The 14,994-nt window shown below is 56.9% G+C and carries 11 protein-coding genes; 8 read left to right on the forward strand and 3 right to left on the reverse strand.

Going from position 1 to position 14,994, the window contains the following annotated elements; translation table 11 throughout:
• The first annotated feature begins 2 nt into the window (after positions 1-2).
• Genes Q0974_RS05190 through Q0974_RS05200 form a run of 3 tightly spaced genes read left to right on the forward strand, consistent with a single transcriptional unit; the run spans position 3 to position 5,474 of the window.
• A complete protein-coding gene (locus tag Q0974_RS05190) occupies positions 3-1,214 on the forward strand; it encodes a Xaa-Pro peptidase family protein (RefSeq protein WP_299323438.1) in 1,212 nt (403 codons plus the stop codon).
• A 42-nt stretch (positions 1,215-1,256) separates the two neighbouring features.
• The gene (locus Q0974_RS05195; protein ID WP_299323441.1) at positions 1,257-3,437 is read left to right on the forward strand and encodes a prolyl oligopeptidase family serine peptidase; all 2,181 of its coding nucleotides are present in this window, start codon (positions 1,257-1,259) and stop codon (positions 3,435-3,437) included.
• Positions 3,438-3,494: 57 nt separating this feature from the next.
• A complete protein-coding gene (locus tag Q0974_RS05200; protein WP_299323443.1) occupies positions 3,495-5,474 on the forward strand; it encodes a CocE/NonD family hydrolase in 1,980 nt (659 codons plus the stop codon).
• Positions 5,475-5,607: 133 nt separating this feature from the next.
• Here Q0974_RS05200 and Q0974_RS05205 read toward each other — a convergent pair whose 3' ends face one another.
• Positions 5,608-6,894: an aspartate aminotransferase family protein gene (locus Q0974_RS05205; protein WP_299323445.1), complete on the reverse strand. Its 1,287-nt coding sequence runs from the start codon at positions 6,892-6,894 to the stop codon at positions 5,608-5,610.
• Positions 6,895-7,115: 221 nt separating this feature from the next.
• Here Q0974_RS05205 and Q0974_RS05210 point away from each other — a divergent pair, with 221 nt between their 5' ends.
• Positions 7,116-7,697: a cupin domain-containing protein gene (locus tag Q0974_RS05210; RefSeq protein WP_299323447.1), complete on the forward strand. Its 582-nt coding sequence runs from the start codon at positions 7,116-7,118 to the stop codon at positions 7,695-7,697.
• A gap of 96 nt (positions 7,698-7,793) precedes the next feature.
• Positions 7,794-8,714, forward strand: coding sequence for a LysR family transcriptional regulator (locus Q0974_RS05215; RefSeq protein ID WP_299323449.1), 921 nt, complete (start codon positions 7,794-7,796; stop codon positions 8,712-8,714).
• Between the two features lie 32 nt (positions 8,715-8,746).
• Here the strand turns inward: Q0974_RS05215 and Q0974_RS05220 are convergent, their stop codons facing one another.
• Both Q0974_RS05220 and Q0974_RS05225 read right to left on the reverse strand, forming a co-directional pair.
• Positions 8,747-9,511 (reverse strand): SDR family NAD(P)-dependent oxidoreductase, encoded by a 765-nt coding sequence (locus tag Q0974_RS05220; RefSeq protein WP_299323451.1) that lies wholly within the window; start codon positions 9,509-9,511, stop codon positions 8,747-8,749.
• Positions 9,512-9,556: 45 nt separating this feature from the next.
• Positions 9,557-10,468 (reverse strand): NAD(P)-dependent oxidoreductase, encoded by a 912-nt coding sequence (locus Q0974_RS05225; RefSeq protein WP_299323454.1) that lies wholly within the window; start codon positions 10,466-10,468, stop codon positions 9,557-9,559.
• Between the two features lie 298 nt (positions 10,469-10,766).
• Between Q0974_RS05225 and Q0974_RS05230 the strand changes: the two genes are divergently transcribed.
• The 3 genes from Q0974_RS05230 to Q0974_RS05240 all read left to right on the forward strand — a co-directional run bounded on the left by Q0974_RS05230 (position 10,767) and on the right by Q0974_RS05240 (position 14,779).
• Positions 10,767-11,846, forward strand: a complete 1,080-nt coding sequence (locus Q0974_RS05230) for an alpha/beta hydrolase (protein ID WP_299323455.1) — start codon at positions 10,767-10,769, stop codon at positions 11,844-11,846.
• A gap of 2 nt (positions 11,847-11,848) precedes the next feature.
• Complete coding sequence (locus tag Q0974_RS05235) at positions 11,849-13,273, forward strand: amidohydrolase family protein (RefSeq protein ID WP_299323457.1); 1,425 nt, start codon at positions 11,849-11,851, stop codon at positions 13,271-13,273.
• Positions 13,274-13,441: 168 nt separating this feature from the next.
• On the forward strand, positions 13,442-14,779 hold the full coding sequence (locus Q0974_RS05240; RefSeq protein ID WP_299323459.1) for an MFS transporter: 1,338 nt from the start codon (positions 13,442-13,444) through the stop codon (positions 14,777-14,779).
• The last annotated feature ends 215 nt before the right edge of the window (positions 14,780-14,994 follow it).

Raw genomic sequence — 14,994 nt, forward strand, 5'->3', positions numbered from 1 at the left:
CGATGGATTACTACGAGTACAACGGCGTGAATCCCGGTGCCTTTCCGGGCAGTATCGCGAAGCGTAATATGCCCTTCTCCCGAGAGGAATACGCCAAACGCCTCGCCGATACCAAGCAGGCGATGGGCCGGCATGGAGTGGACGCGCTGATCGTCACCGACCCGGCAAACATCTGTTATCTCAGCGGCTATGCCGCTTCGTCTGCCTATGTCGCGCAAGGGCTGGTGGTTTTTGCGGACGAGGGGGAACCGCACTTTTTTCTGCGCCGACAAGATGCGCCGGCCGCGATGTATATGACCGGTATCTCGAATGATCGCATTCACGGCTATCCCGAGCGCTATATCGGCGATTACAGGGTTTCGGGGTTTGACTATATTATTGATGCTCTCCGCGAACATGGCGGAATAAGATCGGTAGGACTTGAATTCGGTTCGATCGCGGCGTCCAGCCTCGAAACGCTGCGCAATCGGTTCTCCGATCTCACCTTTACTAACATGGCAGGCGAAATCGAACTGATCCGGCTCGTAAAGTCGCCGGCTGAGCTCGATTGCCTACGCAAGGCTGGCAAAATCACCGAGGCCGTGACGCTGCAACTGGCCGAATCGTTCCGGGCCGGCCGGCACGAATGCGAGGCGGCAGCGGATGTCCAGGCAGCGTTGATGCGCGGCCTGCCCGACATACCCGGTGAGCCCACCGACACAGTGTTTATGCCGGGCGGTGCGCAATCGGGCACCTCGCACATTACATGGCGGGATCGCATGATCGAGCCGGGTAGCCACTACAACGCTGAATATGCCGGTGCCCATCACAGATACCACGCGCCGATCATGCGAACGATCTCGATCGGCAAGCCGTCAGACAAACTCGATCGCATGTATGGTTACATGGTCGATGGGTGCAACGAAGCGCTTGCCGCCGTGCGTCCAGGCGTCACCTGCGCGGATGTCGCGCGCAAATATTGCCAGATCTTGGACAAGGGCGGTTATTGGAAAGACAGCCGCTGCGGCTATCCGATTGGCATCAACTGGCTGGAAACATCGTGCAGCCTGCGCGTGGACGACCCAACGGAACTCAAGGCAGGCATGGCATTCCACCTGATGCTCGGGACCTGGCTGGAAGAGGATTTCGGGGCCGTAATCAGCGAAGCCTTCATTGTCACGGAGGACGGACATGAAGTGCTGAGCCACGTGCCGCGCGGGATCGTTGTCGCCTGATATGAACAGCGGCGACGCCTGCGCGAATGGGAGAGGAAAAGCATGAAACGAACGTTCGCGGCGCTGGTTCTGGCCTGTGCAATGATCTCTCCCTCATGGATTGGTGCCTCCGTGCAAAACGAGGCCGCAATCGACACCGATCTGCCTCCCGGAGTCCAGCTTGCACTGGCCCGCGCCGCGGGCGAGCATGTCTCTTACGATGGCGAGATGCTGGTGGACCATTCTTGGCTTTCCGACAGTCTGCTGGCTTTCGCGACGGTGGATGGTGACGGAGAGCCGGTAAGGCAGGTGCTGGACCTGCGCGATGGATCCATCTCATCCATGGCATTGGAAGAGTGGCCGGAAAGCGAACGCAGCTGGCCAAGGGGCGTCGATATCGGCGGGCCAGTGGGTCCGAATGTTCCGACCTCCCCCGATGGCGAGCTCGGCATCGTGCGCGACGGCTACAATCTGAAACTGGTGAACTTGGGAACCGGCGCTGAGGCAGCCCTGACCACCGATGGCCAACCAGATTACGCCTATGGAGATGGTATTTTGCTGGCGTGGAGTGGGCAGGTCGCCATACAACGGGAGGACTTCAACGTACCGCCATCGGTTCTGTGGTCGCCGGACAACAGGCATGTACTGACCTTCGCCGCGAATACGCGTGGTGTGCGGGTCAAGACCCATGTCGCCCCCAGTGCCGCACCGGGCGGGGCGCCCGACATGACGAGTTACGCCATACGGCACGCCATGGCCGGCGACGAACATCTGACGCAGGCCGACTTCGTCGTCATCGATACGCAAAGCGGGCGGATGACACCGCTCGCCATCCCCGAGCCCTATCATCGCGGCGCCGATCCGTTGCGAGCAGGTTATGCCTCGTGGACCAGCTCCGGTGACCACCTCTACATTTCCTACGGCAATATTTCGGAGACCGAATACAACATCTATCGCATCGATGCGCGGATGGGTACGGCGACGAGCATCTATGGCGAGAGCGGCCATTTCCGCGGGCATTGGCGCGAGATACCACCTGCGCATGTTTCCAATGGCCGCTTGGCCTTAGTTTCGGACCGCGACGGCTATCGCCATCTCTACACCATTGACGCGGAAGATGGCGGCGATCTGCAAAAGATCACGAGCGGCGAACTCTACATCGCCAGGATGTTCGGCATTGAAGACGGTTGGGCCTATTTCACTGCATCGCAGGTGGACAACAGCACCGATCCCTATCGCTATCATCTTTTCCGCGCGCGCATGGACGGTTCGGTGCAGGAAATACTGACCGATCATCTGGTGCATGTGAGCAATGTCGTGGCTTCGCCGGATATGCGGCACTTTTTGATCGAAGAGCAGCGGTTGGATGCGCCTAATGCGCATCTGGTAATCGACAATAGCGGTTCAGTCGTCAGGCGGCTGACCATGCCGCGGCTGAGGCCGGGCGAGCAGTCCATCGAACGCGTTTCCGCTGTCACGCGCGATCCGGAAAATCCCGTTTGGGCATCGATACACAGACCGACCGATTTCGACCCGTCGCGAACCTATCCGGTGATCCATCACGTTCACGGTACGGTCGGATTCCTGTGGGCGTCCATGGGTCATGACAGGCGTGCCGCTTCTCGCCAGGAGTTCGCCGACTTGGGCTTTATCGTGATCGCCACCGATGGCATGGGCAATGTCGGCCGCACGCGCAGTTTCCTGGAAGCGGCGCATAGCGCTGGCCATCAATGCGGCGGCACTGAGGATTCGGTGATGCTGTTAAGGGAATTGGCCGCGGACCGATCATATATCGATCTGGACCGCGTCGGCGTTTACGGTTTCTCGCAAGGCGGCAATTGCGCCAGCCGCGCGATCCTGGAATTTCCGAATGACATTCATGTCTCCGTATCGGGAGCCGGGAACCATGATGCGCGCTACACCCACCCGGCCGAAATATACGGCTATATTGGCGGTGGCCCAGACGAGTTTCCCGAACGCTACGACGCGCAGGACAATGCCTCGCTGGCGCACCAGCTGCAAGGCAAGCTGCTGTTCGTTCATGGCGGTATCGACGATGACGTACCGCTAATGGGCACGTTCCATTTGATTAACGCGCTGATCGAACACAACAGGCAATATGATCTGGTTGTGTTGCCGGACTACCGGCACGATGCGTGGACTTCGCCTTATTACGACCGCGTGGTTTGGTCCTATTTTCTCAACGAACTGAAGGGCGAGGACGTTGATCTGTTCAGCAATTGACCGCTCGTTTCCCGTCGACTGGACCTGGCTGCATGACACCAGAGAGGTAGAATGATCATGGCTAGAATTCTTGTAGCAGTCTTTTTCGCACTGTCGTTCTCTCTCTCGGCGCCCTCACTCGGTCAGCATGCAGCTGAGTCCAACTTCGGACACTATGTAGCGACCTACGAAACGGTATCCGAGTATGAGGGGTACAGTACATTCATTCGCGCACGCGACGGCACGCGACTGGCCATCGACGTCCAGATTCCCGAGATGTCGCACCAAGAGGAAAGTGTAAGCTATCCTACGGTTCTTCACACGAGTGTGTATGGCCGTGCCCGGAACGGCGATGGCTCCCGGCGTCCGCCCTTGTCCGGATCGATCGCAGCCCTTCGTGAGATTGGCTTTGACCCTGTTCGAACGGCATTGCTCGAACATGGCTATGTGGTGGTGACGCTGGACGTTCGCGGTACGGGCGCTTCCTTCGGCCCGAGCTTTGGCTATCTTGATGAATTGAAGCGCCAGAGCATCGTCGACACGATCGAGTGGATTGCGGACCAGCCCTGGAGCAACGGCAGGGTCGGGACGACCGGCTATTCTTGGGAAGCGGGAGCCAGTTTGCTACCTGCGATCGGGGAAGCACCGGAACCTCTCAGGGCGATTTTCGCGATCAGCCCAGCCCTCGACATTGGAAATTTGCGGTACGGGCAACTCCAGCATTGGCAAGCGAATTTCGTGTACGGGCTGACATTTCAAGGCGCCGAAACGGAAGCCGAGACAATTGTCCCGCCGTTGCAAGGCGGAAGACCGCCAGTCCTACCGGTCGCGCCTGTGAATTCGGAAGACGAGTTGCACGCCGCTCGCCTTGAACAAGGATCACAATATGCGCGGAACATGGCAAGCTTGGTCGCGGCAGACCTCTTCTTCGGATTGCGTCGTTGCGAAACCGTAACCGGCGACGATCCGGACATCATGATACGCGACTACATGCCTCTCGAAGAAAACTTCGCCGCCCTGAGTGAATCGAACATTCCCATATATATGATGAGTGGGGCGAATGACTGGCTCGGTATAGAAGAATCGTCCAGCAAGGCTCTCTCGCTCCCGAATGTTCTAAGGGCGTCTTGGCACCCGGCAGCGCATGGCCCGGAAGGTTTCGACCGTGATGACCCTCGCAATATGTCATCTCGCCAGATACTGGCTTCCGAAGCGGTGCGCTGGTTCGATCACTGGCTGAAGGACATCGATACAGGGATGCTCGATGAGCCGCGCGTACATGCGCCAATCCTCGATCAATCCTGGGTTGGTGAGGGCTATAGCAATGTTGGCATAGACTATGTCGCAGGTTCGTCCTTTCCCTTGCCCGGTTCGACAGAGAGAGAATTCTTCTTGAACGCCCGTGAAAGCGGGGAAGCGCCGCTCGCCTTTCCTAATGGCCTTCAGGCAGAGTCAAACTCCAGTCAAAGCATTCTCCGCTTGCCGGTCGATTTCCGGCCATCGGCTGGGAGCGATGAGGACAGGCCGACACGAACCGCCTCGACGGCAGATCCCAGATGGTATGGCGATCTGTCATCAAACGATGCGCGCGGCATTACCTTCGATTCCGCCAGGCTGGATCAGGATCTGCTGGTTCAAGGTTCTGCGACCCTCTCTCTAAGGGCCTCATTGGAGGGTGAAAGGGCGATGGTTTATGTGTTCCTGCAGGAGATCGATCGTGAAGGGCGCTCAAATTATGTCGCTGAAGGTGGCGTGACTTTGGAACCATCGGGCCCCAGTAGATCTTCATGTGCTACCGGGGTGGCGCGCATCGATGACAATTCTGTGGTCGAGATTCCGCTTTCGCTCGCATTCAATCGCTTTAACGCCGGCTCGAAGATCCGGGTTACTCTACTGCCATTCAACGCTAGTGAGCTGGCAAGATTGCCCCCGACTTTAGGCGGTCTCGACCCTGATGCATCGGTGACATTGTGTTTCGGCGGCGAGTGCGGTGGTTCGGTCCGGCTTCCGACACTGGATCAAGAGGCGTTCGAACGAGCGCAGGTGCCGATGCGATGAAATGGCTTTCGTCCCAATAGCCTCGATCTCCCGCACGGTCTTCCCTCGCTAAGCCAGCGCGACCCCGAGCGCGGTCGCGCCAGCGGGCGGGTCGGTGCAATGCGAGTATCTTTGTCCGGCAAGCCGCTAGACGTTACTGAACCCTGTCCAGTGCGCGGCGGACGGAGGTGAAGGTGCGCTGGATGTCTTCTGGTTTGGAATTCAGGAAGGGCGAGAATTGGAGAGTCTCTCCGCCGTTGCGGACCATCAGGTCTTCCTCCCAAAAGCACAATTTGTGAGCCTCGAGCGCCCGCGCACCCGGCCCGTCAGGTCCGGGAGAAAGCTCAACAGCGCCCATCAACCCGATATTGCGCACATCAATCACCTTCGGATGATCCGCCAGCGAATGAATTGCCTCTTCAAACACCGGTTCGAGCACACGCGCCTGGGCGAAGGAACCGTCTTCCTCATACACGTCAAGTGCCGCCAAACCGGCCGCCGCGGCGACCGGGTGACCGGAATAGGTGTAACCGTGGAAGAGTTCGATAAGGTGCGGCGGCCCCTGCACGATAGCGTCGTAAATCTCGGCACGTACCAGAACGGCGCCCATCGGGATGACGCCATTGGTGAGTCCTTTGGCGACATTGATAATGTCGGGCGTCACCCCAAAGCGTTCTGCCGCGAAGGCGGCACCCACGCGTCCGAAACCAGTGATCACCTCGTCAAAAATGAGGAGAATGCCATGACGCGTGCAGATGTCGCGCAGACGCTGGAGATAACCCTCGGGCGGTGGCAGCACACCAGCCGACCCTGCGACCGGCTCAACAATCACGGCGGCAATGTTGCTCGGATCGTGCAGGGCGCAGAGCCGTTCTAACTCATCAGCCAGGTGCGCCCCATGTTTTGGCAGTCCGCGCGAGAAAGCGTTGCGGCCAAGATCGAAGGTGTGAGGCAGGTGATCGACACCGGGCAGGAGCGCGCCACTAAACGCCTTGCGGTTCGGGACGATGCCGCCCACCGATATCCCGCCCAGGTTGACGCCATGGTAGCCGCGCTCTCGGCCAATGAGGCGGGTTCTACTCGCTTCGCCTTTGGCCCGATGATAGGCAAGCGCCAGTTTGAGTGAGGTGTCGGCCGCTTCCGACCCGGAATTGCAGAAGAAAACATGATCGATGCCGTCCGGCGCGAGGTCAGCCAGCCGATGTGCGAGTTCGAACGCCTTGGGGTGTCCCACCTGGAAGGAGATCGCATAGTCCAGCTCAGCCACTTGCGCCCGCACCGCGTCCGCAATGTGTGGGTGACAGTGGCCGAGGCCCGAAGTCCACAAGCCCGAAAAGGCATCGTAGATCTGTCGCCCGTCTTCGGATCGGTAGTAATGCCCATCTGCGGCCACGACGAGACGCGGAGCGGCCTTGAAGTCGCGATTGGCGGTGAACGGCATCCAATACGAATCCAAGGTCGAATTGTCGGATTGCACGATGATGGCCGCTCCCAATCGTACGCCAGTCTCAGGTTCCCGAGATTCAAGGGCGCGCGACTGTATTGCAAGCCGTCAAGCAGCAACGCGAGAATGGCCGTTTCCCTTGCTTCTCATCGCGCTAATGTTTAGCATACTATACAATGCCTCTTGTGCCGGGGCGGGTGAACGTGCTGGAGCTTCGCTTGGCTGTCGTAGAAGGGAATGACGTACGCAGCATTGCCGGATTGGGTCGTAAGCTGGCCCAGATCAGGCACGCCCACGGATTCTCCCAGCGTCAGCTAGCGCGTCGATCGGGAGTGGCCAACGCGACCATTTCACAGATTGAATTGGGACGACTCAATCCGACGGTCGGTACCCTTCGCAAGGTGCTTGGCGGCCTTCCAATGACGCTTTCGGCCTTTTTCGACGACCAGCCGAATGCTGCCAACGACAAGATTTTCTACAGCCGGTCCGAGCTTACCGAAATCTCCAAGGGGCGCGTCTCTTATCGACAAATCGGCGGCAATCTGGCGGGCAAGGCCATCCAGCTTTTATGGGAACGCTATGAACCGGGGGCCAGCACTGGTCGTCATCCGCTGACACATGAGGGAGAGGAGTGCGGTCTCGTGATCCGCGGAGAGCTCACCGTGAGCGTTGGAGATCGCAGTCAAACATTATGTGCTGGTGAAGCCTATTATTTCCGCAGTGAGTTGCCGCATCAATTTAAGAACGAAGGGGCCGAAGTCTGTGAACTCGTCACAGCCGCGACGCCGCCGACATTTTGATCATGTCTTGCACTTCTGATCCACTACAATCGGCCATCATGAAATGCCGATCTTTTCGATGCCAGGCACGCAAGAGAACCCCGGGTTTCTGATCCAATGCATTCGAACCTGAATCTCAATCTCCTGCCCGTGCTCTCGGTGCTGCTGGAAACGCGCAGCGTCACCAGGTCGGCGGAGCGATTGGGTCTAACCCAACCGGCGGTCAGTCATGCGCTCTCGAAACTTCGGCAAGCATTTGACGATGAGCTCCTCATAATGGTGGGCCGCGAATTGAAGCTAACGCCTATGGCCCGAAAGCTGCAGGAGCCGCTTCAGGATATCCTGGCTAACGTGGACACACTTGATCAGCTCAAAAATGTCGATCCGGAAAATTGGCAGGGCGAAGTAGTTATCGCTACCGCCGACCAAATTTGTAATTCGTTACTCGCCCCGCTTTTGAAGAAAGTCAGTCAGGTGGCGCCGGCCCTGACGATTCGATTTACAAACCTGACACGACGTTCGCTCAAGCAATTGGAGCTTGATAAGATCGATTTGATGATCGCCCCTGAAGGGCTTATCCAAAATGCATCACTCATACGGCGCAGCCTGTTCTCAGATCATTTTGTTTGTATCTACAGCGCGAAGACGGATTTAAAGCCACCAGTGGACCTAGAGGGTTATCTGGATCGCACTCACATAGTTTCAACGATCGACTATGCTAACGACTCTCCGATTACTGGTGTAATCCCTGAGCTCGACGAACTGAGAGCAAAACAAAATAACATTGCGGTTATACCGTATTATCTTGCCATTCCGCTTATTGTTGCAAACACGGAATATGTATCGCTTATTCAAAAAACATTGGTCGAAAAATTTATCGAATATGGTGAGATTGAATACTGTGATCCGCCCATAGAGATACCGCCAATCGAATTATCACTGTTCTGGCATCCACGCCGAAACTCGGACCCAGCCCATTTATGGCTGAGGAACGAGGTCGTATCGATTTTCGCGAAGCATTCACGCAAAAGCAAATAGAGCTCTACCTCTAAGAGTAGGCGGGTTGTCGGTTAGGTGCGCGCCATCGCGGTATTGTCAACCACGAGACACTCTCCGTTTACGAAACTGGCGTCATCGCTTGCCAAGAAGAGCATGACTTGCGCGACTTCCTCCGGCGTGCACATGCGTCCCTGGGATTGCGCGATGTCCTCTTCCGGGGATCCGGTTTCAAGCTCGCTTAGCCATGCGACTTCGCGGCGACCATGGTCTGTATCGATAAATCCGGGTGAAACAGCGTTGCATCGGATATGCCTGTCCCGATATTCCACGGCGATCGAGCGGGTAAACTGAATGCAAGCGCCTTTGGTTGTGCAGTATGCACTCTGAAAAGAAGATGCCGTCAGTCCAGAGATCGACGCAGTGTTAACAATCGCACCGCCTCCGGCTGAAAGCATGTGCGGCAAAGCGGCTTTGGTCGCATGCACCATGCTCAACACATTGGTTTCAAACATATGCGTCCATTCGGATGCGTCCATTTCGTCAAACGCCTTCACCATAACGATACCCGCATGGTTCAGGAGAATATCGATGCCTCCCCATTTCGCGGCTATGTCGGAAATAGCGGCATCGACCATCTCGGCCCGGCTCACGTCTGTCGAATGATATAGTGAGGGGCGTCCCGAGGACGCGACTTCTTCGCAAACGCGGCTGCCATTCGCATCATCGATATCGAGGATCGCCACCGAGGCGCCTTCCTTGGCGAACAAGAGGGCGGCCGCTCTGCCGCACCCCTTGGCACCGCCAGTTATGACGGCTCGCTTGCCCTCAAGTCTCACTGACCGGTCTCATTGATCAGCACCCGGACTGCCGCACGGCACCGCTCAGCCATCATATCTCGCAACCCCCGCAAATTCGGCAAACAGATTGGCCGCTTCAGCGACGTCCTTGCCGCCTGCACCTTTGGCCCTGATGATCTGGTAGAGCTGCATGGCCGCAGCATTCAGTGGCATGGGGACTTTCAATTCGCGGCCAAGGTCTTCGGCGAGCCGATGGTCCTTATATTGTAGGTCAACCGAAAAGCCGGGTTCGAAATTCTGATTGCGAATTCGAGGCGCGAAATAGTTGAACAACCAATAGCTGTTCGCGTCGGTATGAGCGAAAACCGCAAACAGGTCTTCGGGATCGATGCCGGCCGCACGGCCAAGTGCAAAAGCTTCCGCAGCGACCAGGTTATGGAGACCGGAGATGTGGTTGCTAATCAGCTTGACCGTGCTTCCGGTCCCTGCCGGACCCAGAAGCAGGCAGTGCTCACCCAATATTTTCATCAACGGTTTCGCACGCTCGAATGCGTCTGGTTCACCGCCTGCCATGAAGGTGATGTTGGCGTTCTCGGCACCATCAGTCCCGGCGCTCATGGGCTCCCCACCGCTGACCGGGGCCTCGATATAGTCGATACCCCGAACGTTTGCGTGATCGCACAGCGCGCGGGCGGTCGATGGATCGATCGTGCTAACGTCCAGGATCAACGCTCCGGGCTTTGCCAGATCAATGATGCCACCTTCCCCCATCATGGCCCGGTGCGATGCATCGGGATCGGGAAGGGAAACCAAGATGAACTCTGCGTCCTTCACCGTCTCTGCGGCGGTATCCCGCCAATGGTCATCACCGAAGCGCTCTCGGCGCGACGGATCGGCATCATGCACCGTCAGTTCAGCGCCTGAGTTAATCAGGTGCCGAGCATAGATTGAGCCGATTTTCCCCAATCCGATCTGTCCGACGGACATAGTGGTCATTCTCACACATCCTTCACAAGAGACCCAACTCCACAAATGGGGAGCGCCTGTATTTCTGATGGTCACGAAAGCTTAGCAGCGACCGAAAACTATCGCGTATCGAATCTGTTTATGGTTGCTATTCGCGATCAGCATTTGAAGCCGTCGGGTGATCAGGCACTCTGCCGTAAACTTTTGTAGAAGGGGCCGATCTTCGCTTGGTTTTGTGATCGCGAGAGCGGTCTAGTCACCCGGTCGATAATCCCTGGCCGCTGAGCAATTGCTAATTCTCGAACGACGCAACAGACGGAAACGACCAATGCATGACGATCGAGTTTCGCGCAGTTCGCCTTTGTGGTTCGAAGATGATGCACTGGTTTCTGAAATCGAAGTACAGTCAATAACCGGCTCTTCCGGTGAAGTTAACTTTGCAATGACCGAGGGAAATGGACCTCCGATACTATTATTGCCTGGAATGAATGAGCCATGGCACTCTTTCGCTCCCGTTGTAGCGAAATTGTCTGCGCATTATCGCCTCATCATGATGGAGTGGCGCGGCCACGGCATGTCACAATTCGGCGGACATTCCAGTTTTCGCGTTATCGATTACGCTAAAGATGTCGAAGCCGTCATAAGCAGCGTCGTTCGAGAACCCGCCATAATTGCGGGTAACTCGTTGGGGTCGCTGGTTGCCGTCCGTATCGCATCCGAATTTCCTGAGCGCGTGGGAGGGTTGGTTCTCGAAGATGGGCCGTTCTTCTTCACCGAAGGGGAAGATTGGGAGCATCACTGGGTTGCTGCCAAACGGTTCAAGCCTCTTCATAGACTGCTGCTCGCCCGTGACACGCGAGGAATGGAGTTCCTGGAATTTGTTGAACGCCTTGGGGAACTGCCATTTCCTCTGCCCCCTGACTTAACAGCCCAGGAGAAGCAGAGTTTTTTGGAAGATATTGAAATCCGCTTACAGCCGCTGACTGACAACTCATCGGACCTGCAGATGGCTGCGTGGCTCAACGATCGTCCCAGTGCGCATCGGGCTTCAACGCCAAGTTGGGCGCAAGTGTTGCCGCCGCCTCTGGTCGAGGCAAGAGCACGAAAAGACTATCGTGTCGCCGCTGCTGTACCGGCGGATGCGGGCTCAAGCGCGTTCAATGAAAATTTCGATCACGAGAGCGCGCTTGAGCAGGTGCGTTGCCCGACGCTTATATTGCAAGCGGATACCGACCTCTCGCCAATCATAGAAAAAGATACGGCTTCCAGAATTCTCGATGTCATCGGCACGGAAACCGTGCGGCACATTTACTGCAAAGGATCAGGCCACGAAGTTCATCGGGATGACCCCGAACTGTATTGCGAAGCGTTCCTCGAACTATTTGCACCTCAACAGGTAGGGAATTGAACATGAGCGCCGATATGGGGGCAAACACATCGGATATTCGGCCGCGCAAGGTCGCCCTTCTCATCCGCAACGCACATGTCATCACCGTTGATGCCGATCTGAAAGAATATGCGGATGGCTATGTCGCCGTCGATGACGGGCAGATTGTCGGTGTCGGCGCCAGCAAGGAACTCGAAGGCAAGTTCGAAGCTGAACAGGTCCATGATGCCGGTGGCAAGATGTGTCTGCCTGGGTTGATCAATGCCCATATGCATCCGGCATTCTATCTAGTGACCCCGAAGTTCGCTTCTCTGGATCAGAGTGAGCCCGGCCTGCTCTCCCGCGGTGGAAAAATGGGGCAGTTCCTCGCTCTTTTTGGGCGCGTCGATCATATCGGAATCACCGAGGACGAGACCTATCTTGGCGCTTTAGCCGGGCTTGTTCGCATGCTTCGCACCGGCTCCACCTGTGTGAACGACGGCGGCTTCGGCAAACTCACGGGAATTGCAAACGCAATCCAGGACAGTGGTTTGCGTGGAATTGCCACCTATGGAGGCGGTGGCGATCTGGCGCATGGCGCGGACGGAAGCCCGCCTACCCGCATGGGCGATGTGGACGTGCTTCTCGGCGATATCCTTGAGGAGTTTGACCGCTGGCACGGTTCCTATGGCGGAAGGATCCGGTGTTGGTTCAACGTTCCAACAGACTTGAATGGCAGCGATGAGTATTGGACCGAAGTTAAGCGACTGGCTGAGGCTCGTCAGGTTGGGATCAGCAGCCATGTAGCCACCGTTGCGACGCATGATGAAATGTCGATGGCGATGTTCGGCAAGCGCGGCATTCCCCGATTGGCGGACCTTGGCGTTCTGGGCCCGAATTGGCAGGGCATTCATATGGGCTTTGTTAATGATCAAGAGATTGAGATTCTGAAAGAATCTGATGCCAGCATCGCGCATTGTCCCGCGACATCAATGGGGAGCGGGAAAGGGATATTTGGCGTTGGCTCAATCCCCAAGATGGTGGATCGCGGGGTAACGGTCGCCTTGGGGTCAGACTCTCCGCAATGGGGCGACATGATCCAGCAGATGCAGCTCGCCTATTATGGGCACAAGGATGCGGCGCAAGATGACCTGATATTCTCGCCCTATGAAGTGCTGGATATGGCGACAAGAAGCGCAGCCAAATCTTTGCTTTGGGATGATGAGATTGGAACGATCGAAGTCGGTAAGAAGGCAGACCTTACACTGATTTCGTTTGATAACCTGCGCTATGCCTCACTGCCGCACCCATTGCTCGGATTAATGCGCGCAGGCCATGGCGGCGATGTGGACACGGTCATCGTCGAGGGGAAGATTCTGATGGCCGACAAGACGCTGTGCGTTGTTGATGAAGAGAAGGTGATGGCCGATGCCGCGCAAGCAACACAAAGTCTGTTGTCCAGATTTTGACCACGCTCAGCTGCCGTCTGTGAACCGTTGGGGCTGGGCATGATCGAGGCGTTACCGATGCGTTTGACAGGGCATCACGCTGTCACCCGCGCATCGCCAGAGAGAAGATTGAGATCACATTTTTTGCGGCCGTTATTCGGTTAGTGTCGCATCATCGGGGGAACGGATGTGTCCGACCAAAAAACCATCGACGTCGAAACGCTGATCAACCGCAACAAAATCGGCGGCTTTCAAAAACGGGTTATCGGGCTTTGTATCCTGATCGCAGTCTTGGAGGGATTTGACCTACAGGTCATCGCTTTCACTGCGCCGCAGATCATGGCGGAATGGTCTGTCAGCCAAACGGCATTCGCGGCGGTATTCGCTGCCGGACTTGTTGGTTTGATGATTGGCTCGGTCGTTCTTGGCGCGCTCGGAGATCGATACGGAAGAAAATGGCCGCTGATTATCAGCTTTGCTGCGGCCGGGGCATTCTGCTTGGCGACTGCGTTTTCCGAAAACGTTTTCGAACTCATGATCTTCAGATTCTTGACCGGTCTCGGCCTGGGCGGGTCTATTCCGAATGCAATTGCTCTCGTGTCTGAATACTCACCGTCGCGTCATCGCGGAACGATGGTCGCGCTTGTCGCTGGAGGGTTTCCTCTGGGAGGCGCGGTTGGCGGGCTGGTCGTTGCACCGATTATCGCGGACCTAGGATGGCAAACGGTATTTGTGGTCGGCGGACTGGCACCGCTTATGGTCGCCGTCCTGATCATCTTCATATTGCCTGAATCCATCCAGTATTTGGCGACACGGCCGAACATGAAGGCAAAATTGGATCGTCTGCTCAAGAAGGTGGACAGGGATTATGCGCCAAGCACTTCGGCGGAGCTTGCAATATCGATCGACAAGCCAAGCGAGCCTGAGGCGGACCGGTCTATGCGCAGTCTTTTTACCGAGGGACGCGCACGGGGCACCCTCTTGTTATGGGGCATTTTCTTTACGAATCTGCTGATGCTCTATCTCCTGATCAATTGGTTGCCCAGCCTCCTTACTCAAGCAGGTTTTGGCATTGAGGCCGCCATTTTCTCGGTGGCGGCCTTCAATTGCGGTGGTATCCTGGCCAGTGTCGCACTGGGCCGCGCGCTCGACCGCATGTCTCCATATCCATGGATGATCGGGACTTATGTCTTTGCGGCGGCGATGGTTCTCTATCTGGGCGTGATGGGAGCGAACGCCGCGACGCTATACCTGCTCATGTTCCTTACCGGCGCCGGGGTCGCCGGTCCCCAGCTGGCCATGAATGCCTTGGCAGCGGCATTCTACCCGACCAGGATACGCAGCAGCGGTCTGGGCGCCGCCCTTGGTGTGGGACGTATAGGCGCGATCCTTGGTCCATTGCTTGGCGGGGTGGTGATGACTGTCGGTTTTTCCGGGACGAGCATCTTCACGCTGCTGGCATTGCCCGCAAGCATTTGCGCTGGTTTTGTCTGGGTTCTCTGGCGGCAAGTTCGCCGCCAAACCTAAGGCTGCATTTGAGGTCTATTCAGATATCGGGAGCTTGCGAGTGTGCGAGCCTGACTGGCAGGGCTGCCCCGTCCGTGCTCACCCGCCCGCTGGCCTTTCTTGACTGCTGCGATGAACCCAGTGAGTGCGGTGTTGGCGAGAGCGCTGCGTCAGTGGCCATATTTTCGCAGATCTGACCGGCACAAGCGCTGTTTCTGTCGCTAGACCACCAAACA

The sequence above is a fragment of the Parasphingopyxis sp. genome, from assembly GCF_028279465.1.
Classification (GTDB): Bacteria; Pseudomonadota; Alphaproteobacteria; order Sphingomonadales; family Sphingomonadaceae; genus Parasphingopyxis.